Source organism: Brevundimonas sp., assembly GCF_032055285.1.
Classification (GTDB): Bacteria; Pseudomonadota; Alphaproteobacteria; order Caulobacterales; family Caulobacteraceae; genus Brevundimonas.
In genome coordinates this window covers 280913-301284 of record NZ_DAMBRE010000002.1, presented here as the reverse complement: position 1 = coordinate 301284, position 20372 = coordinate 280913, and the positions used below count along the sequence as shown (strand labels likewise).

26 protein-coding genes and 1 tRNA gene are annotated in these 20372 nt (G+C 68.3%); 6 read left to right on the top strand and 21 right to left on the bottom strand.

Features of this window, described 5'->3' with window-relative positions; translation table 11 throughout:
- Positions 1-7: 7 nt before the first annotated feature.
- The 7 genes from RTY13_RS07035 to tpiA form a co-directional block, all read right to left on the bottom strand.
- Positions 8-565: a sigma-70 family RNA polymerase sigma factor gene (locus RTY13_RS07035; RefSeq protein ID WP_312782182.1), complete on the bottom strand. Its 558-nt coding sequence runs from the start codon at positions 563-565 to the stop codon at positions 8-10.
- A gap of 5 nt (positions 566-570) precedes the next feature.
- Entirely contained in the window at positions 571-1011 is a 441-nt protein-coding gene (locus RTY13_RS07030) for a periplasmic heavy metal sensor (RefSeq protein ID WP_312782180.1), read from the bottom strand.
- Entirely contained in the window at positions 1011-1334 is a 324-nt protein-coding gene (locus RTY13_RS07025; RefSeq protein WP_312782178.1) for a hypothetical protein, read from the bottom strand. Before RTY13_RS07025 ends, RTY13_RS07030 begins: the two co-directional genes overlap by 1 nt.
- Before the next feature lie 49 nt (positions 1335-1383).
- Positions 1384-1515: a hypothetical protein gene (locus RTY13_RS07020; protein ID WP_312782176.1), complete on the bottom strand. Its 132-nt coding sequence runs from the start codon at positions 1513-1515 to the stop codon at positions 1384-1386.
- A 79-nt stretch (positions 1516-1594) separates the two neighbouring features.
- The gene (locus RTY13_RS07015; protein ID WP_312782174.1) at positions 1595-3247 is read right to left on the bottom strand and encodes a CTP synthase; all 1653 of its coding nucleotides are present in this window, start codon (positions 3245-3247) and stop codon (positions 1595-1597) included.
- A 121-nt stretch (positions 3248-3368) separates the two neighbouring features.
- Positions 3369-3782, bottom strand: a complete 414-nt coding sequence (gene secG / locus RTY13_RS07010) for a preprotein translocase subunit SecG (protein WP_312782172.1) — start codon at positions 3780-3782, stop codon at positions 3369-3371.
- Positions 3783-3887: 105 nt separating this feature from the next.
- A complete protein-coding gene (gene tpiA / locus RTY13_RS07005) occupies positions 3888-4637 on the bottom strand; it encodes a triose-phosphate isomerase (RefSeq protein ID WP_312782170.1) in 750 nt (249 codons plus the stop codon).
- A gap of 132 nt (positions 4638-4769) precedes the next feature.
- Between tpiA and RTY13_RS07000 the strand changes: the two genes are divergently transcribed.
- Both RTY13_RS07000 and trpE read left to right on the top strand, forming a co-directional pair.
- A complete protein-coding gene (locus RTY13_RS07000) occupies positions 4770-6698 on the top strand; it encodes a peptidyl-prolyl cis-trans isomerase (RefSeq protein ID WP_312782169.1) in 1929 nt (642 codons plus the stop codon).
- The gene (gene trpE, locus RTY13_RS06995; protein WP_312782168.1) at positions 6695-8236 is read left to right on the top strand and encodes an anthranilate synthase component I; all 1542 of its coding nucleotides are present in this window, start codon (positions 6695-6697) and stop codon (positions 8234-8236) included. Before RTY13_RS07000 ends, trpE begins: the two co-directional genes overlap by 4 nt.
- Here the strand turns inward: trpE and RTY13_RS06990 are convergent.
- Positions 8233-8421 (bottom strand): hypothetical protein, encoded by a 189-nt coding sequence (locus RTY13_RS06990; protein ID WP_114817024.1) that lies wholly within the window; start codon positions 8419-8421, stop codon positions 8233-8235. The genes trpE and RTY13_RS06990 overlap by 4 nt on opposite strands.
- Positions 8422-8531: 110 nt before the next feature.
- Here RTY13_RS06990 and RTY13_RS06985 point away from each other — a divergent pair, with 110 nt between their 5' ends.
- The 4 genes from RTY13_RS06985 to RTY13_RS06970 all read left to right on the top strand — a co-directional run bounded on the left by RTY13_RS06985 (position 8532) and on the right by RTY13_RS06970 (position 11515).
- Positions 8532-9122 (top strand): aminodeoxychorismate/anthranilate synthase component II, encoded by a 591-nt coding sequence (locus RTY13_RS06985; protein ID WP_312782167.1) that lies wholly within the window; start codon positions 8532-8534, stop codon positions 9120-9122.
- Positions 9123-9126: 4 nt separating this feature from the next.
- Positions 9127-10164 (top strand): anthranilate phosphoribosyltransferase, encoded by a 1038-nt coding sequence (gene trpD / locus RTY13_RS06980; protein ID WP_312782166.1) that lies wholly within the window; start codon positions 9127-9129, stop codon positions 10162-10164.
- Positions 10161-10958 (top strand): indole-3-glycerol phosphate synthase TrpC, encoded by a 798-nt coding sequence (gene trpC / locus RTY13_RS06975; RefSeq protein ID WP_312782165.1) that lies wholly within the window; start codon positions 10161-10163, stop codon positions 10956-10958. Before trpD ends, trpC begins: the two co-directional genes overlap by 4 nt.
- 203 nt (positions 10959-11161) lie before the next feature.
- Positions 11162-11515 (top strand): hypothetical protein, encoded by a 354-nt coding sequence (locus RTY13_RS06970; RefSeq protein ID WP_312782164.1) that lies wholly within the window; start codon positions 11162-11164, stop codon positions 11513-11515.
- A 106-nt stretch (positions 11516-11621) separates the two neighbouring features.
- Here RTY13_RS06970 and RTY13_RS06965 read toward each other — a convergent pair.
- From RTY13_RS06965 to cobD, 13 genes are all read right to left on the bottom strand, one after another.
- Positions 11622-11698, bottom strand: a tRNA-Arg gene (locus RTY13_RS06965).
- A 29-nt stretch (positions 11699-11727) separates the two neighbouring features.
- Positions 11728-12033 (bottom strand): ETC complex I subunit, encoded by a 306-nt coding sequence (locus RTY13_RS06960; protein ID WP_312782163.1) that lies wholly within the window; start codon positions 12031-12033, stop codon positions 11728-11730.
- A 78-nt stretch (positions 12034-12111) separates the two neighbouring features.
- A complete protein-coding gene (locus RTY13_RS06955; RefSeq protein WP_312782162.1) occupies positions 12112-12414 on the bottom strand; it encodes a sel1 repeat family protein in 303 nt (100 codons plus the stop codon).
- A 98-nt stretch (positions 12415-12512) separates the two neighbouring features.
- Positions 12513-12881 (bottom strand): DUF1636 domain-containing protein, encoded by a 369-nt coding sequence (locus RTY13_RS06950; protein ID WP_312782161.1) that lies wholly within the window; start codon positions 12879-12881, stop codon positions 12513-12515.
- Positions 12881-13489 carry a cob(I)yrinic acid a,c-diamide adenosyltransferase gene (gene cobO / locus RTY13_RS06945; RefSeq protein WP_312782160.1) on the bottom strand — a complete coding sequence of 203 codons (609 nt, stop codon included), beginning with the start codon at positions 13487-13489 and terminating at the stop codon, positions 12881-12883. The genes RTY13_RS06950 and cobO overlap by 1 nt, the downstream gene beginning before the upstream one ends.
- Complete coding sequence (locus RTY13_RS06940; protein WP_312782159.1) at positions 13489-14013, bottom strand: hypothetical protein; 525 nt, start codon at positions 14011-14013, stop codon at positions 13489-13491. The genes cobO and RTY13_RS06940 overlap by 1 nt, the downstream gene beginning before the upstream one ends.
- A complete protein-coding gene (locus tag RTY13_RS06935; protein ID WP_312782158.1) occupies positions 14010-14777 on the bottom strand; it encodes an adenosylcobinamide-GDP ribazoletransferase in 768 nt (255 codons plus the stop codon). Before RTY13_RS06935 ends, RTY13_RS06940 begins: the two co-directional genes overlap by 4 nt.
- Entirely contained in the window at positions 14774-15823 is a 1050-nt protein-coding gene (gene cobT / locus RTY13_RS06930) for a nicotinate-nucleotide--dimethylbenzimidazole phosphoribosyltransferase (RefSeq protein WP_312782157.1), read from the bottom strand. Before cobT ends, RTY13_RS06935 begins: the two co-directional genes overlap by 4 nt.
- Positions 15811-16755, bottom strand: coding sequence for an adenosylcobinamide-phosphate synthase CbiB (cbiB, locus tag RTY13_RS06925; protein ID WP_312782156.1), 945 nt, complete (start codon positions 16753-16755; stop codon positions 15811-15813). The genes cobT and cbiB overlap by 13 nt, the downstream gene beginning before the upstream one ends.
- Complete coding sequence (locus RTY13_RS06920) at positions 16745-17521, bottom strand: ABC transporter ATP-binding protein (protein ID WP_312782154.1); 777 nt, start codon at positions 17519-17521, stop codon at positions 16745-16747. The genes cbiB and RTY13_RS06920 overlap by 11 nt, the downstream gene beginning before the upstream one ends.
- The gene (locus tag RTY13_RS06915) at positions 17518-18501 is read right to left on the bottom strand and encodes an iron ABC transporter permease (RefSeq protein ID WP_312782152.1); all 984 of its coding nucleotides are present in this window, start codon (positions 18499-18501) and stop codon (positions 17518-17520) included. Before RTY13_RS06915 ends, RTY13_RS06920 begins: the two co-directional genes overlap by 4 nt.
- Positions 18498-19361 (bottom strand): ABC transporter substrate-binding protein, encoded by an 864-nt coding sequence (locus RTY13_RS06910; RefSeq protein WP_312782150.1) that lies wholly within the window; start codon positions 19359-19361, stop codon positions 18498-18500. Before RTY13_RS06910 ends, RTY13_RS06915 begins: the two co-directional genes overlap by 4 nt.
- A complete protein-coding gene (gene cobD / locus RTY13_RS06905) occupies positions 19358-20368 on the bottom strand; it encodes a threonine-phosphate decarboxylase CobD (RefSeq protein ID WP_312782148.1) in 1011 nt (336 codons plus the stop codon). Before cobD ends, RTY13_RS06910 begins: the two co-directional genes overlap by 4 nt.
- Positions 20369-20372 lie beyond the last annotated feature (4 nt).

Genomic DNA, 20372 nt, shown 5'->3' with positions numbered 1-20372 from the left:
TGCGCTATCAGGATTTGAGCTCGAGGTGCGCCGCCAGTTTCTGACGCGCTCGCGCCACCCGCATTTCAACGGCCTTGACTGACAAGCCCAGAATTTGAGCCGTTTCCGCCTGGCTCCGTTCCTCGATCGCCGTCAGCAGCAGCGGCTCCTTCAACTTCGATGGCAAGGCGGCGATGGCGACATGCAAGCGCCGCGTCATGACGTCGGCGTCATGGCGATCTTCCGGGGGGATCGCGCCATCGGCGACGGCCAAGGCTTCGGGCGAATGAACATCGAACCCGCCCAACAACAACCGGCGGACGCGGCGACGCCGGCTCCAGTCCCGACACTTGTTGATGGCGATCGTCCTCAGCCATGCCTCGAAGGACCGGTTCGGATCATAGCGACGCATGGCGAGCCAGGCGGCGGCATAGGCCTCCTGCACCAGATCATAGGCCTCTTCCGCGTCGCCGACATAGCGCCTGACAAAACGATAAAGCCCCGCCTTGGTCTCTCGCATCAAAGTGTCGAAGGCCGCTATGTCGCCTGCCGCCGCGTTCGCTTGCAGGACCTCACGTTCGGACACGACCGCTATTGCGCGTCGGCGGACAGCGCCTCGACCATGCTTCGGTCAAAGCGACGCGCCTGGGCGTCGGTCATCACAGACCGCATTTCGAAAATGTGGGCGATGGTGGCTTGCTGCAGATCGCCCATGGCGTCGTGGAAATGATCGACGGCCGGCTGAACCACCCGACTGTCGCCGTTGCTGACCTTGATCGCCTCGGCCAGCTCGCGATTGGCGACTTGAACCCGGCCTTCCAGCACAAGGCGTTGCTCGGCGAACCGAGTTTCTATGCCTTCGATCTTGCGGTGCTGCTCTGGCGAAAGATCGAGGTCCTTGTGGACGATCTCGTGCAGAGACGGCTGCGCCTGCTTGTTGAGCACCCAGGTGGCGCCCGCCCATGCTCCGACCCCGCTGGCGACGGCCGCCAATGTCACCGTCACGGCGATGGATTTCCAGGCCACGGCCATCAGCCGACCTCCAGGCGCGCCAACGGCGACATGGCGGCGGACGTGAAGACCTGCATTTCTGAAGAGGACATCGACTGCGCGAACTTCGCGCCCAGGCCGCCGTTCGCCACGCCGATCAGAAGCGCCATGGCGACCGCGACCACGCGCATCCGCTCGGTCGCCCTCTGCGCCTGGATCGCCTTCACCCGGCTCCAGACACCGTCTTCCAGACGATCAAGCGAAGCGTCTTCGGCCGTGGAGGCACGCGCCAGCCAATATCCCAGATCTTCCATGACCGAAGCCTTTCGCGTCCCCAGTGACGAATACGCACCGTTGGCGCTCATCCCTCAAGACGTCGCAAAAAAGGTCTGGTGCGGACCGTTTCGGCTGCGATCAGGCGCCCGAATGGAAAAGTCGCAGCACGCCGCTCGCGACAGCGCCCAGGACGCCGACGCTCGCAATCAAGCCAAGGACCAGCACGGCCTTGAAGTGCCGATGAAGAAAGTAGAGAATTTCACCCGCCATCTGCGTCTGCCCAGTGATTGCGACCCATATTGGCACAATACTGGACAAACACTGCAACAAGCGTGCGTGAACCCCGTTCCTAGACGAGGCGGCTCTGCACCACGGCGGCGCCGACGAAGCTGGCGAACAGGGGGTGCGGTTTGAACGGGCGACTCTTCAGTTCCGGGTGGTACTGAACGCCAATGAACCACGGGTGGTCCGCACGCTCGACCGTTTCGGGCAGGACGCCATCGGGCGACAGACCGGCGAAGGTCAGGCCGGCCTTCTCCTCGATCGCATCGCGATAGTTGATGTTCACCTCGTAGCGGTGACGGTGACGCTCGCTGATCTCGGTCGCACCGTAAATTTCGGCGATTTTGGAGCCCGCCTTGAGCGTCGAGTCATAGGCGCCCAGACGCATGGTGCCGCCCAGGTCGCCGCCTTGCTGACGCAGGACCCGCTGGTTGCCTTGCGTCCATTCGGTCATCAGGCCGACGACGGGTTCTTCCGCCGGACCGAACTCGGTCGAGGTCGCCTTGGGGAAGCCCGCCAGGTTCCGTGCCGCTTCGATCACCGCCATCTGCATGCCGAAGCAGATACCGAAGTAAGGGATATTGCGTTCGCGAGCGAAGCGCGCCGCCTCGATCTTGCCCTCGGCCCCGCGCTCGCCGAAGCCGCCCGGGACCAGGACCGCATGGGCGCCCGCCAGACGGGTCTCGCAGGCCTCCGGATCGCCCTCGAAGGTGTCGGCCTCGACCCAATCGATATTGACCTTGACGTTGTTGGCCACGCCGCCGTGCTGCAGGGCCTCGATCAGGGACTTATAGGCGTCCTTCAGGACCGTATATTTGCCGACCACGGCGATGGTGACTTCACCGTCCGGGTGCAGGCGACGGCGTACGATCTCTTCCCAGCCGGACAGGTCGGGCTGCGGCGCGTCGGTGATGCCGAAGTGGGCCAGGACTTCGCTGTCCAGGCCCTCGCGGTGATAGTCCAGCGGCACGGCGTAGATATCGGCCGAGTCCATGGCCTGGATCACGCCGCTTTCGCGCACATTGCAGAACTGGCCGATCTTGCGTTTTTCCTCAGCCGGGATCGGCTGTTCGCAGCGGCACAGCAGGATGTCAGGCTGGATGCCGATGGAGCGCAACTCCTTGACGGAGTGCTGCGTCGGCTTGGTCTTCATCTCGCCGGCCGTCTTGATGAAGGGCAGCAGGGTCAGATGGACGAAGCAGGACTGGCCGCGCGGCAGATCCTGACCCAGCTGGCGGATGGCCTCGAAAAAGGGAAGGCCCTCGATGTCGCCGACGGTGCCGCCGATCTCGACCAGAACAAAGTCCACATCCTCGCCGTCGTCTGTCTTGGCCGGGCTGAGGCAGAACTGCTTGATCTGGTCGGTGACGTGCGGAATCACCTGGACGGTCGCGCCCAGATAGTCGCCGCGACGCTCCTTCTCCAGGATGGTCGAATAGATGCGGCCGGTCGTGACGTTGTCCGACTTGGCGGCCGACACGCCCGTGAAGCGCTCATAATGGCCCAGATCGAGGTCGGTCTCGGCTCCGTCGTCGGTCACGAAGACCTCGCCGTGCTGATAGGGGCTCATCGTCCCCGGATCGACGTTCAGATAGGGGTCCAGCTTGCGCAGACGGACCTTGTAACCTCGTGCCTGCAAAAGAGCGCCGAGAGCGGCGGAGGCGAGGCCTTTTCCTAGCGAGGAAACCACGCCGCCGGTGATGAACACATAGCGAGCCATGGGCGGACACCTTACTCCATGATTCGCGGCGGGAGCATGGCCCGACGCAAAACAACTGTTGAACATAAGAAGAAAGCGCGCCCTGCGGCGCGCTTTCGGGGATTTCGTATCTGTCGGCGGCTTACTGCGCCGGTGCGGGCGCCGGGGCCGGAGCGGAAGCTGCCGGGAGGCTGGCTTCCAGATCGTCCAGCGACGGGGCGGCAGGCGCCGCCGGCGTCGAAGCCGGTTGGTCGGTCGAAGCGGCTGGCTGCTCGTTGCCCACGGCGATGGCGCCGACGGCGTCGGCGTCGATCACCGAACGCGAACCACGAGCGAAGTTGCCGGCGATGGTCAGGCTGATGGCGCAGACAAAGAAGGCGATCGCCAGGATCGACGTGGCCCGCGTCAGCAGGTTGCCCGCGCCGCGCGCGGTCATGAAGCCCGACGGGCCTCCGCCCATGCCCAGGGCGCCGCCCTCGGAGCGTTGCAGCAGGATCACGGCCGTCAGGGCGACCGAGATCAGGATCATGGCGACGAGCAAGATGGTCTGGAGCATAGTGTCAATCATGTGGGCGCGCAGATGCGCCGATCAAGCGGCGGCGTCTAACACCGATGGGGGACCGGGGCAAACGCCGAACGAACTGTGGCGAAAAATCCTCGCCTAGACGACGCGGATAATGCCCAGGAAATCCTCGGCCTTCAGTGAAGCGCCGCCGACCAAGGCCCCGCCGACCTCGGCCACGGCCAGGATCTCCGCCGCGTTCGAAGGCTTGACCGAGCCGCCGTACAGGATCGGCGCGAAACGACCGCCCTCGCCCAGCTTGGCCACCATGGCGGCGCGCACGGCGGCGTGGACTTCCTCGATCTGCTCCAGCGTCGGCGTCAGGCCGGTGCCGATGGCCCAGACCGGCTCATAGGCCACGGCGAAGGCCTTGCCCGACAGGCTGGCCGGCAGCGAACCGGCCACCTGGCGGCTGACCACCTCGACCGCCTGCCCGGCTTCGCGTTCAGCCAGGGTCTCGCCGATGCAGATGATGGGCTCCAGACCGGCGGTCAGCGCGGCTTCCACCTTGGCGGCGACGTCAGCGTCGGTTTCGCCGAAACCGGCACGGCGCTCCGAGTGTCCGAGAATCACCAGAGCGGCCCCAGCATCGACCAGCATGTCTGCCGACACCGAACCCGTGAACGCGCCCGACGCCTCGGCATGGCAGTCCTGACCGCCCAGTTCGACGGACGTATCAGCCAGAACGCGCCCCATCCGCTCAATCAGCGTCGCAGGCGGGCACAGAGCCACGCGACAGGCCGCAGCCTGTTCCTGCAAGGCTTTCGCCAGAGCCTCAGCCTCGCCCAGGCTCGCGCCCAGGCCGTTCATTTTCCAATTGCCGGCGACCAGCTTCACAGATTGTTTCATGCGGCCTGTTTAGGCGCCGTTGCCGCGGAAGCCAAGATGTTGCGGGGCCTCGGCTTGCGGCGCCCTAGGGACTGCCCTTATAGGCGAGCGTGGCGCCCCTTTGACGCCGGCCCTCGTCAGGTTCTTGTCTCGATGATCACGCTGTTCCGCAACTTCTCCAAGTCGAAATGGGCTGCGGGCCTGTTCGCCTTGATCATCCTCAGCTTCCTGATCGTGGGCGCTCAGTCGGATGTGTTCTCGAGCCTCGGGCCGAAACACGTCATCGACGCCGGCGACCGCAGCATCGGCGCCCAGCAGTTCCGCGGCGACTTCGAGCGCGTCCGCGCCAACCTGCAGGAGCAGGCCGGCCGCCCCGTGTCGTTCGACGACATGGTCAAGGAGAACATCCACACCCAGTATCTGGAAAGTCAGACCCAGCGCATGGGCTTCCTCGCCTGGGCCTGGAATGCGGGCATTCGCCCCGGCAAGGAACTGGTGCTGAAGGAAATCCGCCAGATCCCGGCCTTCTTCAACCAGGTGTCGGGTCAGTTCGATCAGGACCGCTACGAGCAGGCCCTGGCCGCCCAGGGCATGACCTCGGAAATGCTGGAACAGGACCTGCGCGATCAGTATGTCGCCAGCCAGTTTGGCGCGGGCGTCTTCGCCGGCGCACGCGTGCCGCGCATCTACGGCGCCCTGCTCGCAGGTCAGGCTCTGGAAACGCGCGACGGGCGCTGGTTCACCGTGACCCAGGCGATGGCCGGGGCCGCCGGCGCGCCGACCGACGCTCAACTGACCGCCTTCCTCAATGAGAACGCCGCCCAGCTGCGCCGTCCTGAATTCCGCATGATCTCGATCGTGCTGTTCAACCCCGGCCCCAACAGCCAGCCCAAGCCGATCACCGAAGAGCGCATTCGCGAACGTTTCGAGTTCCGCAAGGCCGCACTGTCGAACGCCGAAAAGCGCACCTTTGTCACGCTGACCGTCCCGAACAAGGCCGCCGCCGACCGCGTCGCCGCCGACCTGCGCGCCGGCAAGACCCCCGCCGAAGTCGCCACCGCCAACAAGATCGAGGTCAGCACCTATAACGACACGCCGCAGAGCGCCCTGGGCGACCCGGCCGTCGGCGCCGCCGTCTTCGCCCTGCCCGCCAACCAGGTCTCCAACCCGATCCAGGGCCGCCTGGGCTTCACCGTCGCCAAGGTGACCGGCGTCACTGCTGGCGCGCCCGCCACGCTGGAAAGCGTCCGCAACGCCCTGGTTCAGGAACTGCGCGCCGAAGACGTGAAGGGTGAGACCTATGCCAAGGTCGAGCAGTACGAGAAGGCTCGCCAGGAAGGTAAGAACCTGGCCGACGCCGCTCAGTCGGTCGGCGCGCGCCTGGTGCAACTGCCGCCCTTCACCGCCGATGGCCGCCTGCCTGACGGTCAGCCGCTGAACGCGCCGCGCCAGATCTTCGAGTCTGCCTACGCCCTGTCCAAGGGCGGCGAGAGCGACATCATCGACGCCGGTGAAGGTCAGTACTTCGCCATCCGCGTCGACGACATTCGCCCGGCTTCGCTGCCGACCTTGGCCGAAGTGCGCGCGCCTCTGGCCCAGCAATGGACCCTGCGTGAAAATGCTCGCCGTCTGTCGGCCAAGGCCGAGGAACTGGCCGGTCGCGTCCGCGCCGGCGAGGACATCGCCAAGGTCGCCGCTTCGGCCGGCGCTCAACTGGCCACCCGCACCGCCGTCCAGCAGAGCCAGGCCAGCCAGACCGAACTGGGCGAAGGCGTCCTGCGCGGCCTGTTCGGCCAGGGCAAGGGTCAGGTCTTCACCGGCGCCGCGTCGGCCAACAGCTTCGTGGTCGGTCATGTCGACGCCATCCACGCCGCCGTTCCGGCCCTGGCCGCGCCCCTGGTCGAGCAGGTTCGTCCGCGCCTGACCCAGGCTCTGGCCAACGCTATGGTCGAGCAGGGCTTCTCCGCCGCCGCCGCCCGCGTGAAGGCCAAGAACGACCCTGCCGCCGCCATCGCCGCCCTGGGCATCGAAGCTCCCGCAGCCGCCCCGGTGGCTCCGACCCCCGCGCCCGCCAAGAAATGAGCGCAGGCGTCGGACAGGAAGCTGAACGCGCCGCGTTTGTCTCTGGCCTGAAATCAGGCCGCCCCCAGGTCGTCGTTCGCCGCTTGATCGACGATCTGGAGACGCCCGTCTCGGCCTTCCTCAAGGTAGGTCACGGGCGTCCCTACGCCAGTCTGCTGGAGTCGGTCGAAGGCGGGGCGGTCAACGGCCGCTATTCGATCGTCACCCTGGCCCCCGACGTCGTCTGGCGCTGCCGAGACGGTCAGGCCGAGATCGCGCGCGGCGAAGCTGTCCTGGCCGGCCGCTTCACGGCCGAAGACCGACCCACGCTGGAATCGCTTCGCGCCCTGATCGCCGCGACGAAGTTCGACCTGCCCAGCGAGTTGCCCCCCATGGCCGCCGGCCTGTTCGGCGTCTTCGGCTACGACATGGTGCGTCTGCTGGAGCCGCTAGGTCCGGCCAACCCCGACCCGCTGAACCTGCCCGACGCCGTCATGGCGCGCCCGTCGCTGGTGGCCATCTTCGATTCGGTGAAGCACGAGATCGTCCTGATCGCCGCCGCCTATCCCGACAGCGGTGCCGATGCGGACACGGCCTTCAGCGCCGCCCTCGCCCGCCTCGACGACTTCGAGGATCGCCTACGCGGCCCCCTGGCGATCCAGCGTGAAGCCGAACCGGTTCCCGCCCCCGACTTCCACTCGCCCGTCGACGCCTCCGGCTTCGACGCCATGGTGGCCCGGGCCAAGGACTACATCGCCGCCGGCGACATCTTCCAGGTCGTGCTGGCCCACCGCTTCTCGGCGCCGTGGAGCCAGGACCCCTTCGCCTTCTATCGCTCGCTGCGTCGCGGCAACCCGTCGCCCTATCTGTTCTTCCTCGACTACGTGGACTTCCAACTGGCTGGGTCCAGCCCGGAAATCCTGGTCAGGTTGAAGGACGGCCGCGTCACCATCCGCCCCCTGGCCGGCACCCGCCCGCGTGGAGCCACGCCGGAGCTGGACAAGGCGCTGGAGGTCGAGCTGCTGGCCGATCCCAAGGAAAGAGCCGAGCACCTGATGCTGCTGGACCTGGGCCGCAACGACGTGGGTCGGGTCTCATCGCCCGGCTCGGTCGAGGTGACGGAAAGCTTCGTCGTCGAACGCTATAGCCAGGTCATGCACATCGTTTCCAACGTGCACGGCGCGGCTGATCCCAAGCTCGACGCGGTGGATACGCTTCTGGCCGCCCTCCCCGCCGGCACCCTGTCCGGCGCGCCCAAGGTCCGGGCCATGGAGATCATCGACGAACTGGAAGCCGAGAAGCGCGGCGTCGGTTACGGCGGCGGCGTGGGCTATATCTCGGCCAATGGCGAGGCGGACATCTGCATCGTCCTGCGCACCGCCATGTTCGCCGACAACCAGATCTTCGTTCAGGCCGGCGCCGGCGTCGTCGCCGACAGCGACCCTGCCGCCGAATACGCCGAGACCCTGGCCAAGGCCCGCGCCCCGATGAAGGCGGCCGAGGACGCGTGGCGATTCACCGCGACCATTCGCGGCCAGGGCGCCGACGGCAAGATCTAAGGATTGGAAACCGTGGAACCCTGGTCAAACGACACGCCGGGGCCCACGACCATGGTCCCCGCCAGCATCACCGCCGCCGTCGCGGCGAAGGCCGCCGCCGCCAGCAGGCGCAACGGCTTGGGTTGTTCTGTGGCCGGCTCATCGAGCAGGGCCTGGGCGTCGCGGATGGCTTCTAAGCGGGTCAAGACGGATTTCTTCCGATGGCGATGCTCCTTGTATCGCGCGGACAGCTTAACGTCCGCTTTCGGTCCGCCTTCGCTTGGCGCGTTGTCCCTCCCGTCCTAAGAACCCTGCCATGATCCTCGTCGTCGATAACTACGACAGCTTTACCTACAACCTCGTCCACTACCTCGCGGAGCTGGGCGCCCAGACGCATGTCGTCCGCAACGACGACCTGACCGTGGAAGAAGCCTGGGCGCTGAAGCCTGAGGCTGTGCTGCTGTCGCCCGGCCCCTGCGCGCCCGATCAGGCCGGCATCTGCCTGCCTATCCTGAACACCGCGCCGCTGGACATGCCCATCTTCGGCGTCTGCCTGGGCCACCAGGCCATCGGTCAGGCCTTCGGCGGCGAAGTGATCCGTGCCAAGACCCTGATGCACGGCAAGACCTCGCCGATCGAGCACGAAGGCCGCAGCCTGTTCAAGGGCCTGCCCTCGCCCTTCACCGCCACCCGCTATCACTCGCTGGCTGTGCGTCGCGAGACCCTGCCGGATGAGCTGGAAGTCACCGCCTGGACCGCCGACGGCGAGATCATGGGGCTGGCCCACCGCACCCGGCCGATCCACGGCGTGCAGTTCCACCCGGAATCCATCGCCACCGAGCATGGCCACGACATGATCGCCAACTTCCTCGATCTGGCGGGCGTCAAGCGTCTGGCGACGGTCTGAGCCCATGGACGGTTTCAAGCCTCTGTTGGGCAAGCTGGTCGACGGGCGCGTCCTGACGCCGGATGAAGCCCACGCCTTCTTCTCTGCCTGCCTGCGCGGCGAGCCGACCCCGTCCCAGGTCGCCGCCGCCGTCACCGCCCTGCGCATCCGCGGTGAGACGGTTGACGAGATCGTCGCCTTCGCCACCGCTATGCGCGACGCCGCCCTGTCGCTGGATCATCCGTTCGACGAGGTGATCGACACCTGCGGCACCGGCGGCGACGGCCAGCACACCTACAACGTCTCGACCGCCGCCGCCTTCGTCCTGGCGGGCGCGGGCCTCAAGGTCGCCAAGCATGGCAACCGCGCCATCAGCTCCAAGTCCGGGTCGTCCGACGTCCTGGCCGCCCTGGGCGTCAATCTGGACGCCACCATCGCCCAACAGGCCCGCGCCCTGGATCGAGCCGGCATCGCCTTCCTGTTCGCCCCCACCTATCACGGGGCCATGCGCCACGTCGGTCCGGTGCGGGCCGAGATTGGTTTCCGTACGGTTTTCAACCTTCTGGGGCCGCTTTGTAATCCGGCGCATGCGAACCGTCAGGTCATGGGCGTCTATGATCCTGCCCTGCTGGAGCCTCTGGCCGAGGTGCTGGGCCGCCTCGGCGCGCGTCGCGCCTGGACCGTCCACGGTCAAGGTCTGGACGAGCTGACCACCACGGGGCCGACCGAGGTGGCCGAATGGAAGGACCGCGCCGTCCGCCGCTTCACCGTCACCCCCGCCGACGCCGGACTGCCGCTGGCCACACTGGACGACCTTCGCGGCGGCGACGCCGAGTACAATGCGGCGGCGCTGAAGGCCCTGCTGGCGGGCGAACGCGGCCCCTATCGCGACATCGTCGTGCTGAACGCTGCCGCTGCCCTCGTCGTGGCCGACCGCGCCGCCGACCTGGGTGAAGGCGCCGACCTGGCCGCCGCCGTCATCGACGACGGTCGCGCCGCCGCCGCGCTCGAGACCCTGGCGCGCGTCACCAACACCCCTATCGACCCCGACGAGGCCGCATGACCGACGTTCTGGCGAAGATCGCCGCCTACAAGCGCGAAGACGTGGCGGCCCGCAAGCTTGCGACCTCTCAGTCCGCCATCGAGGCCGTCGCCGCCCAGGCCACGGCCCCGCGCGGCTTCCGCGCCGCACTGGCACGCGTGGCCGAGGAAACCGGCCGACCCGCCCTGATCGCCGAGATCAAGAAGGCCAGTCCGTCCAAGGGCCTGATCCGCGCCGACTTCGACCCGCCCGCCCTCGCAAAAGCCTATGAGCGCGGCGGCGCGACCTGCCTGTCCGTCCTGACCGACGGCCCCAGCTTCCAGGGCGACGACGCCTTCCTGGCCGCCGCGCGCAACGCGGTCGCCCTGCCCTGCCTGCGCAAGGACTTCCTGGTCGACCCCTGGCAGGTGGCCGAAAGCCGCGCCCTGGGCGCCGACTGCATCCTCATCATCCTGGCCATGGTGGACGACGCACTGGCCGCCGACCTGCTGGCCGAGGCCGAGCGCTTCGGCATGGACGCCCTGATCGAGACCCACGACGAGGCCGAGATGGCCCGCGCCTGCAAGTTGGGCGGCGATCTGGTCGGCATCAACAACCGCAGCCTTCGCACCTTCGAGGTCGACCTCGACGCCACCGAGCGCCTGTCCATGCTCAGCCCGGTGAAAGCCCTTCTGGTGGCCGAAAGCGGCATCTTCACCGCCGACGACGTCCAGCGGGTCGCCGACGCCCACGCCCAGGCCATCCTTGTCGGTGAAAGCCTGATGCGTCAGGACGATGTGGAAGCGGCGACCAAGGCGCTGCTTTCATTGGGCTGATTGGCTTGTAAGCGCCCAAGGCTCGCGCACCCTGTAGGACGCTCATCGACCTCATACGAAACAACCACTTAGGCTGCGGACGTAAAGCCGCTCGCCTCCTAGAGAGGTGAGTCAGATTTCCGCTCGAGTGGTAACGGCAGCTTTCGACCCATTGCGGTCATCAGGGAACGAGCCATGATGCCTGATCTGATGGAGATCGCTGCGTGCAGAAGGCCGATTACTTCACCCTCACAACCGGACTTGTCGGGGGTGACACCGTTCAGTTCGCCGACGGGGGTTGGCCGGGAGAAATCGGCGCGGGCATCGCGATCAGGGAGGACGCGTTCGACCTCATTGAGCCTCATCTTCGCGCCGTAGCGCCCGATTGGACCATTGGGCATAGATACGGCGTGTTTGAGCTGAGCGTCGGCGCCCGAGCACGCTTGGCCAAGAGCCTACGATCTGTCGTCAGTGACAGCGACGAGGCGACAGCGAAAGACGCGTTGTTCAGCGCGTTGGCCGGTTGGCTGGAGGAACGCCCGGATGAAGACACGCCGGTCAGCATCCTCGGCCTCTGACTCCCGCTTTCCACCCTTGGCGGACATCTAGAGCGTCTGCTTCCTGGCCAGCGAGAGCGTCCGCCTTCAGCTGTAAAACTCTAGGGGCCGGATACCCATAAAGGCCTGGCGCGCCCTGCAGGACTCGAACCTGCAACATCCCGCTTAGAAGGCGGGTGCTCTATCCGGTTGAGCTAAGGGCGCTTCGGCCTGAACCGCAGCCTAGCCCGGACCTAGTGGGTCCAGGACTGCTTGCGATTGGTGGCGAAATTGTCAGCGTAGGCCTTGAGAATCAACGGCGCGTCCTGCGGTTCGTGCAGGCGGAAAGCGATGCCATGGCGCTCGGCGTATTCAACGGCTTCTTGCTTGGTCTCGAAGCTGAGACGGACCTGACCGTTCATGTCGCTGGTGCTGGTCCAACCGGTCAGCGGGTCCTGGGTACGGGCTGTGGCCGGTTCGAATTCCAGACGCCAGTCGTGGGTCTTGGCCTTGCCCGACTGCATCGCGGTCTTGGCCGGGCGATAGATGCGAGCGAGCATGGGCGGAATCCTTCGGCGACTAGTCTTGCGGGGTCCATAGCCCGCCGTCGCCGCCCGGTCCAGCCGTCGCCCGCGACTTCAGGCGGCCAGAGTGCTGGAACCCGCGTCGATCCAGCGGCGCGCAGCGCGCTGAGCCTCGGCGATCTCGTCATGCTCCATTTCCTGACTCAGGTCGCGGCGATATTCGCGCGCCTCGACCGAGCCCTTCATGGACGCCAGATTGAAGATCATGTGGGCAGAGACACGGTCGATGGGACAACCGTCCAGCCCTGCCGAATAGGCCAGTCCCAACCGGAACAGAGCGTCCCCGTCCATATCGATGGTGGGGAGCGGCAAAGCCGCCGTTTCGATAGCCTCAGGCGCGGTTTCGTGCGCAGTCATAGCCTGTTCTCCGGGCTTTGGTCCTTCTGACCCTGCCTTTCGAGCACCACTCAAATACCAGCGGTTTGAAATTAGAGTTAACGCGTGCCGCCCACGCTCTATTCGGGCAATCTCGCGATGAACCGGCCCTTCATCCCCTCTGGCCACTCACGATAGGGCACGGCGCCGTCGAAACTGGCGGCGTAGCGTCGCGCGAAATCAATGATCGTTTTGGCGGCGTCGTTCGTGGGAGCGAAGGTTCCCGCCACGTATGCTGGTTTTCCGGGCTGGGCCAAATAGACCACGCAATGACTGCGACAGGCCCAGAGACAGGCCTGCGCCTCAACCTGCAGGGCGTTAGCGCCTGTCGCCTCCACGGCGGTCACGACCGCCTTGAGCAGGGCCTGGCCGCCCGACAGGCCGTCTGCGTCCACCGGCTCCTCGCTTGAGAAGCGGCAGGTCGTGCAGACCACCAGACGCGCCGTCATCAGAATTCGACCCCCGCCTGGGCCTTCACCCCGCTGCGGAACGGATGCTTCACCATCTGCATGTCCGTCACCAAATCCGCCGCCTCGATCAAAGCGTCCGGCGCATTGCGGCCGGTGATGACGACGTGGGTGTCGGCGGGGCGCGCGGCCAGAACCGCCAGCACCTCCTCGACCGGCAGGTAGTCGTAGCGCAGGGCGATGTTCAGCTCGTCACAGACGACCATCTTCCAGTCCGGGGCCATGATGCGCGCCTTGGCGGCGTCCCAGGCGCGGCGGACGTTGGCGATGTCGGCCGCGCGGTCCTGGGTGTCCCAGGTGAAGCCCTCGCCCATGGGCCGCATCTCGACCAGATCGGGAAAGGCGTCGAACAGGGTCTGCTCGCCCGTCTCCATCGCCCCCTTGATGAACTGGATGATCGAGGTCTTCATGCCGTGACCGATCATACGGCAGACCATGCCCATGGCCGCCGTCGACTTGCCCTTGCCCGTCCCGGTGTGGACGATGACCAGGCCGCGCTCGACCGTCTTGGTCGCCATCATCCGGTCGCGAGCGGCCTGGACCTTCTTCATCTTCTCGGCGTGGCGGGCGTTCAGATCGGCTTCGGTCATCAGCGCGAGGCTCCTTGCGGCGACAAGTCCAGTTCGAATGGCGCCCCCCAGGCGGTCTCGACGCCCCGCCCGATGGCGGCGACGGCTCTGATCATGGCGCCGTCGCGGTTCAACAGGCGATCGGCAAGGGCCACGATCAGGGGGTTGGGCGTGGCGGTCGGGGCGACAGCGCGCAGCCGCTCAGCCCACGCCTGCTCCCGACCCGGTTCGGACCGCGCGCAGGCGACGACATAGGCCGCCGCCGTCGAGCGACTGACCCCCGCCCAGCAGTGGATCAACAAGAACTGCGTCCCGTCCCAGCCGTCGGCAAAGACCAGCAGGGCGGCGATGTCCGCCTCGGTCGGCGGGGTCAGCCCCTCACGTGGCTCGGCGATGTCGTTGAATCTCAGATCCAGCCGATGCGGCGGTGTGTCGGCCAGCGGCGCATCGACATGACCCGGCGAGGCCAGGCTGATCAGATGCGACGGCTGATGACGCACCGCCAGCCCCGCGACCTCGTGCAGAGGGGCGACGATCAACTTCATCCGGCCGCCAGCCCGGCGACAGCCAGCAGGAAGCCGACCTCGAAGGCCTGTTCGACCGCGCCCAGCACATCCCCTGTACGTCCGCCGATCAACCGCCAAGCCAGCCAGGCCGGAACGGCGGCGACCAGCAGGCCCAGCGCGACGCCCCCCGCCCCCGTGACCGGCGAGAAGAAGGCCAGCGGCCACAGGGCGATCAGAACCGCCACCGCCAGCCCCGCGACTGAGGCGCGATCAGGCTTGCCCTCCTTGGCCATGCCGGGGTAGCCGCCATAGGGCATGATCGTCATGGCCCCGACCGCCGCCGCGCGGCCCAGACCATGCGAGGCCAGCAAGGCTACGGCGGCGAACAGGGGCGAGACCTGCGCCAGCATGGCCAGAGCCGCGACACGCAGAGCCAGGGTCAGCCCCAGCGCCAGCGCGCCATAGGAGCCCAGCCGGCTGTCCTTCATGATCTCCAGCCGACGGTCGCGGGTCAGCCCGCCGCCCAGCCCGTCCGCGGTGTCGGCCAGCCCGTCCTCGTGGAAACCGCCGGTCAGGGCGATCCCCGCGCCCACGGCCAGCAGGGCCGCGATCCACGGGCCCCAGACCTGAGCCGCGCCATAGAGGATCAGGGCCGACACGCCGCCAACGATCTGGCCGACCAGCGGGTAATAGCGCGCGCTCTGCTGGATCCATTCCGGCCGGAAAGCCGCCAGTTGCGGCGTCGGGATACGGGTCAGGAACTGCACCGCACAGACGACCAGCCGCCCTTCATGCCGGATCACCCTGCGGCCTCCAGCACGTCCGACAGTTCCGCAACTTCGGACAACAGGGCACAGGCCGCCTGAACCAGAGGCACGGCCAGCAAGGCGCCGGTCCCCTCGCCCAGTCTCATGTCCAGCCCCAGCAGGGGTCGAGCGTTCAAGGCCTCCAGCATCAGGCGATGCCCCGCCTCGGCCGAGGCGTGGGCGAACAGGCAATAGCCCCGCGCGGCGGGCGCCAGCCGAATGGCCAAGAGCGCCGCCGCCGTGCCGATGAAACCGTCGATCAGAACCGGAGCCCCCGCCCTGGCCGCCGCCAGCACGGCCCCGGCCATCATGGCGATCTCATAGCCGCCGAACTGGGTCAGCACCTCGAACGGCGCCGTCGCATCCGACCGCGCCGCCGCCTGAGCCAGAACGGCTCGCTTTCGCGCCATGCCCTCCGGCGAATGACCCGCCCCCTGGCCCACGCAGTCGTCCAGCGGCGCGGGCGCCAGGCGGTGCATCAGCAGAGCCGCCGAGGCGCTGTTGCCGATGCCCATTTCACCCAGGGCGAGCAGGTCGGCGCCATCGGCGATGGCGTCCTCCGCCACCTGCGCGCCGGCCAGCAGAGCCGCCTCAGCCTGCGCCGCCGTCATGGCCGGTTCGACCGAGGCGTCCGCCGTGCCAGGCGCGATCTTGGCATGAACGAGGCCCTCGCGACCCGACAGGTCGGCGGCCACGCCCGCGTCGATGACCCGCACCTCGGCCCCGACCACGCGGGCGAAGGCGTTGGCGCTGGCCTTGCCCGCCAGCAGGGTGTCGACCATGGCCACGGTGACGCCGGACGGAAAGGCCGCCACGCCCGAGCGCGTCAGACCATGGTCCCCAGCAAAGACCAGCAGGACCGGCCGCTCGACGGCGGGCTTCAGTCGCCGCTGGATCAGCCCCAGCGTCAGCGCCAGTTCCTCGATCCGCCCCAGGGCGCCCGGCGGCTTGGCCTTGCCGTCCAGCGCCTGCTGCAGGGCAGGCTGTAAGGACCGATCCAGATCCGGCACGGCGAACAGGTCGGTCAGGGTCAGCGCGGCCATACGAAGCCTCCCACGATCAAGAGCAGCATCAGGACGGCGCAGGCAACGCCATAGACACGAAGACCACGCCGCAGATCATGGGCGCGCGGCGGCGCCCAGTCGCCGAAGTCGGGGCGATCGGCGACGACCCCGTCGTAGCGAACCGGCCCGCCCAGCCTCACCCTCAGCGCCCCCGCCATGGCGGCCTCGGTCCAGCCGGCATTGGGCGAGGCGTGCTTGCGGGCGTCGCGCCACATGATGCGCCAGCCCTGCCAGCCGCCCAGTGCGATCAGGCCGCCCGCGATCCGGGCCGGGATCCAGTTCATCACGTCGTCGGTCCGCGCCGCGGCCCAGCCGAAGGCGCGCCAGCGTTCCTCCATGTGGCCGATCATGCTGTCAGCCGTGTTGACCGCCTTGTAGGCGAACAGACCCGGCAGGCCGCCGACCAGGAACCAGAAGACCGGCGCAACCACCCCATCGCAAAAACTTTCGGCCAGACTTTCCAGGGCGGCGACGGCCACCTCGCCCTCGCCCATCGCCTCTACATCCCGGCCAACGATCATGCTGACCGCCAGACGCGCGGCGGGCAGATCGCCCGCCGTCAGAGGCTTGGCGACAGCGCGAACGTGATCAAGCAGGCTGCGCGCCGCCAGGCCCGTCGCCCCGCAAACGAGAACCAGCGCCAGTCCCGGCCAGAAGGGTGCGGACGCGGCCAGTCGTTCCAATCCCCACCCGGCGCCGCCGGCCACGGCGATCAGGATCAGAACGGTCGCGACGCCGAACGCCCGTCGTGCTTTCTCCGAACGTTCCGGCCCGTTCCAGGCTCGCTCCATCCCCGCGATCAGACCGCCGACCCAGACCACCGGATGCGGCAGGCGGCGCGGCCAGCCGACCGCGCCCTCAAGCAGGAGGGCTCCGGCGACGATCCATGGCGTGGGCGCGCTAGCGGGCACGGCCGACCATCTCCAGCACGGGGCCGCGCACGCCGGCCAGGGTGTGCGCCTCGACGCCATAGGCCGCCTTGAGCACCTCGGGCGACAAGGCCTCACGGGGCGGCGCATCCGCCAGTACGCGTCCGTCGGCCAGAACGATGACCCGGTCGGCCACGCGCAGAGCCGCATCGAGGTCGTGCAGGGTCAGGATGACGCCTCGTCCCTCTTCATCCGCCAGCCGCCGGAACAGGTCGCAGGCATCCAGCACATGGCCCGGGTCCAGCCCTGCCAGGGGCTCGTCGGCCAGGAGCCATTGCGGGTCGCCCGCCAGGGCCCGCGCGATCAGCACCCGCGCCCGCTCGCCGCCCGACAGGGTCGAGACGACGCGGTCGGCGAACGCCTGAACACCGGTCACGGCCATGGCGCGATCCACGGCCAGGCGATCCTCCGCCGACAGCCCCCAGGCGCCGACATAGGGCGTGCGCCCCAGACCGACGAAGGTGCGACCGTCCACCGCCCAGGCGATCTCGGCGTTCTGGGGCAGATAGGCGATACGGCGCGCCCGTTCTCGCGATGGCAGGTCGCGCAGGGGGCGTTCGTCAAGCGTCACCTGCCCCGCGTCGGGCCTCCTCAAGGCCGCCAGACAGTCCAGCAACGTGGACTTGCCCGCCCCGTTCGGTCCGACCACCGCCGTCACTAGCCCCGGCGCGAAGGCCGCGTTGACGCCGTTCAGAACCGCCTTGTCGCCCAGTCGGACGGACAGGTTTTCCGCGCTCAGAAGGCTCATGCCAGCTTCCTCCTCATGCCGATCAGAAGGGCCAGGAAGAAGGGGCCGCCCAGGGCCGCCATGGCCACGCCAAGCTTGATCTCAGACGCTGAAGGCGTCAGCCGCACCAATATGTCCGCCGCCAGCACCAGAGCCGCCCCGCCCAGGGCCGAGGGCAGCAGCAGTCCGCCGGGGCGGGCCCCGATCAGGGGGCGCAGCAGATGCGGCACGATCAGGCCGACGAAACCGATCGAACCCGTCACCGACACCGCCGAACCGACCGCCAGGGCGGCCCCGAGCGCCAATACCAACCGTCCTAAATCCAGCCGCACCCCCAATGATCGCGCCCCGGCCTCGCCCAGCGTCAGGGCGTCCAGCGTCCGCCCCTGCGTCATCAGCAGCAGGCAGCCGAGGATCATGCCGGGCGCCGCCAACTTCAGCTCGACGACGCTGCGGTCGGCCAGAGAGCCCATCAGCCAGTTGACGATCTCGTTCACCGCCCAGGGGTTGGGGGCCAGGTTCAGCGCCAGCGCCACCCCGGCGCCCGCCATGGTCTGGATCACCACGCCTGCAAGGATGAAGGTGACGACGCTGCTGGTCGCCCCCGCCAGCGCCAACAAGAAGACCACGCCCAGCCCGGCGCCCAACATGGCCGCGACCGGCAGCACCCAGGGCGCGCTAGCCGCCGCGCCCAGATAGAAGGTCAGTACCGCGCCCAGCGCCGCCATGGTCGAGACGCCCAGCATGCCCGGATCGGCCAGCGGATTGCGCGTATAGCCCTGCAGCGCCGCCCCGGTGAGGCCCAGCACCGCCCCGACCATCAGGGCCAGAATGGTGCGCGGCAGGCGCAGTTCGAACAGGATGGCCCAGGCGGGGTCGCCTTGCTGGCTAGCCCAATCGCTCCACGGCACCCAGACGCGCCCCGCGCTCATGCTGGCGACGGACAGGACAGCGATCAGGACCAGAAGCCCGATCAGGATCAAGGGACGCGGCAGGGTCATGTCAGGGCCTCCATCGCCGTGCGGCGCGCGCGAGCCAGGGCGGCGGCGGTCTGGATCAGCACCGGCCCGCCGCAATAGAGCAGCTTCTCTTCCAGTCGCGCCTGCACCATCCGACCGGACAGCGAGGCCAGCGCCGGGTGACGCATCACCCGGTCAGCCCAGGTGCGCGAGCCCTGCGCGGGCACGCCGCTGAGCAGGACCTGCGGCGGATCGGCCAGCAGGCGCTCGACCGGGACATTGCCCCATTTGCCAAGGCCATAGCGCTCGGCGACATTCTCAAACCCGGCGCGGGCCATCATCTCGTCCATCAGAGTGCCGCGCCCGGCGGCGAAGCCGTTGGGCTGATAGATCAGGGCTTTCAGCGGCGGCGATCCCGGCGGCGGCGCGGAGGCGGCGATGGCGGCCTCTATGCGGGCGATCAGGGCCCCGCCCCGCGCCGGACGGCCGACCAGACGCGCCACCTCGCGCACCTGGTCCAGACTGGTCGCCACGCTGTCGGGCACGGCGAACAGCTCGGTCGGGATGTTCATCCGCCCCAGGGCGTTGCGGGTGGCCAGGGCGCTGTGGCGGCTGGTCAGCACCAGGTCGGGTCGCAGGGCGATGACCTCCTCGGCCGTCTCCCAGGTGAAGGGCAGCGTCTTGGCCACCTCGGAAATGGTCGAGCCGACCGGCTCGCGCGCATAGTGACTGAGGGCTGCGATCTGGCCCCGGTCGGCGACATGAACCAGAATGGCGTCAAGGCAGGCGTTCAGCGACACAACCCGTCGCGGGGCGGCGCCCGCCGCGGCGGGGCCGGCGACCATGGCCGCCCCCGCGCCGGCCAGAGCGCCCGCCATCGCCTGTCGCCGCGTCGCGCTCATGCGAAGGTCTCCAGCGCACGCATCAGGCGCGGCAGGTCGCGCTCGCTCGGCACGCCGAACCTCAGACCGTCCGGCGTATGATCGAAGGGCCGGGTCAAAACGCCCAAGCGGCACAGATGCTGGAACCAGAGCGCCGCGTGCGGCGTGCGGGTCATGCGGAACAGGCTGGTCCCGCCAATGATCTGGAACCCGGCCCGCGCGAGAACATCGTCCAGCCGGTCTGCGCGTTCGGCCAGGGCCGCCTCGGTGCGCCGCCGCCAATCCGCGTCGGCATAGGCCCCCCGCCCCATCATCAAGGCGTCGGCCCCGACGGGCCAGTCGCCCAGCAGGGCGCGCAGACGCGCAATCAGACCCGGCGCGGCCAGCATGAAGCCCAGCCGCACGCCAGCCAGTCCATAGAACTTGCCGAACGAGCGCAGGACGATCAGGCCGGGTTCGACCAGGTTCGACACGCTGTCGCCCGGCGCGCATTCGATGAAGGACTCATCCACCACCAGCCAACGTCCCGCGGCCGAACGCTCGCGCGCCATGGCGATCAGGTCGGCCCGCCGGGTCAGACGGCCGTCGGGATTGTTCGGATTGACGATGACCAGCACGCCCGCCTGCGACGTCGCTGCCTGATCGGCTGCGATCAGGCGCGTCGCCACGCCCGCCGCTCGCCAGGCCTCGGCGTGGGCGCCGTAGGTCGGACCGACGATCTCGACCGAGCGCACGCCCAGCAGCAGGGGCAGAAGGCGGATCGCCGCCTCGGCCCCCGCTGCCGCCGCCGTCCGTTCCGGCGCGCTGCCGAAGGCCGCCGCCGCCGCCGTCTCCAGCGCGACCAGGGCGGCGGGATCGGGCAGACGGTTCAGCTCCGCCTCCGGGGCGCGCGGGCCGCGCCACGGCTCGGGATTGATCCCGGTGGACAGGTCCAGCCAGGGCCTCGGCGCGTCGGGATAGGCGGCGGCGGCCTTCATCAGACCGCCGCCGTGCCGGGTCGCCGTCGTCAGAAACGCGGCGTCATGCATGGGA

Bases quoted from the DNA above. Each gene is read 5' to 3' on its own strand.
- RTY13_RS07020 (WP_312782176.1), bottom strand. From the start codon at position 1,515: ATGGCGGGTGAAATTCTCTACTTTCTTCATCGGCACTTCAAGGCCGTG.
- RTY13_RS06950 (WP_312782161.1), bottom strand. From the start codon at position 12,881: ATGACGGCGCGTCTGGTGGTCTGCACGACCTGCCGCTTCTCAAGCGAG.
- trpE (WP_312782168.1), top strand. From the start codon at position 6,695: ATGAGCGCAGGCGTCGGACAGGAAGCTGAACGCGCCGCGTTTGTCTCT.
- RTY13_RS06955 (WP_312782162.1), bottom strand. From the start codon at position 12,414: ATGACTGCGCACGAAACCGCGCCTGAGGCTATCGAAACGGCGGCTTTG.
- RTY13_RS06985 (WP_312782167.1), top strand. From the start codon at position 8,532: ATGATCCTCGTCGTCGATAACTACGACAGCTTTACCTACAACCTCGTC.
- cobT (WP_312782157.1), bottom strand. From the start codon at position 15,823: ATGGCCGCGCTGACCCTGACCGACCTGTTCGCCGTGCCGGATCTGGAT.
- RTY13_RS06920 (WP_312782154.1), bottom strand. From the start codon at position 17,521: ATGAGCCTTCTGAGCGCGGAAAACCTGTCCGTCCGACTGGGCGACAAG.
- RTY13_RS06915 (WP_312782152.1), bottom strand. From the start codon at position 18,501: ATGACCCTGCCGCGTCCCTTGATCCTGATCGGGCTTCTGGTCCTGATC.
- RTY13_RS07000 (WP_312782169.1), top strand. From the start codon at position 4,770: ATGATCACGCTGTTCCGCAACTTCTCCAAGTCGAAATGGGCTGCGGGC.
- trpD (WP_312782166.1), top strand. From the start codon at position 9,127: ATGGACGGTTTCAAGCCTCTGTTGGGCAAGCTGGTCGACGGGCGCGTC.
- cobO (WP_312782160.1), bottom strand. From the start codon at position 13,489: ATGACCGAAGCCGATCTGAACGCCCGCCACGCCGAGAAGATGAAGAAG.
- RTY13_RS07025 (WP_312782178.1), bottom strand. From the start codon at position 1,334: ATGAGCGCCAACGGTGCGTATTCGTCACTGGGGACGCGAAAGGCTTCG.
- trpC (WP_312782165.1), top strand. From the start codon at position 10,161: ATGACCGACGTTCTGGCGAAGATCGCCGCCTACAAGCGCGAAGACGTG.
- secG (WP_312782172.1), bottom strand. From the start codon at position 3,782: ATGCTCCAGACCATCTTGCTCGTCGCCATGATCCTGATCTCGGTCGCC.
- RTY13_RS07015 (WP_312782174.1), bottom strand. From the start codon at position 3,247: ATGGCTCGCTATGTGTTCATCACCGGCGGCGTGGTTTCCTCGCTAGGA.
- tpiA (WP_312782170.1), bottom strand. From the start codon at position 4,637: ATGAAACAATCTGTGAAGCTGGTCGCCGGCAATTGGAAAATGAACGGC.
- RTY13_RS06940 (WP_312782159.1), bottom strand. From the start codon at position 14,013: ATGAAGTTGATCGTCGCCCCTCTGCACGAGGTCGCGGGGCTGGCGGTG.
- RTY13_RS06960 (WP_312782163.1), bottom strand. From the start codon at position 12,033: ATGCTCGCTCGCATCTATCGCCCGGCCAAGACCGCGATGCAGTCGGGC.
- cobD (WP_312782148.1), bottom strand. From the start codon at position 20,368: ATGCATGACGCCGCGTTTCTGACGACGGCGACCCGGCACGGCGGCGGT.
- RTY13_RS07030 (WP_312782180.1), bottom strand. From the start codon at position 1,011: ATGGCCGTGGCCTGGAAATCCATCGCCGTGACGGTGACATTGGCGGCC.
- RTY13_RS06910 (WP_312782150.1), bottom strand. From the start codon at position 19,361: ATGAGCGCGACGCGGCGACAGGCGATGGCGGGCGCTCTGGCCGGCGCG.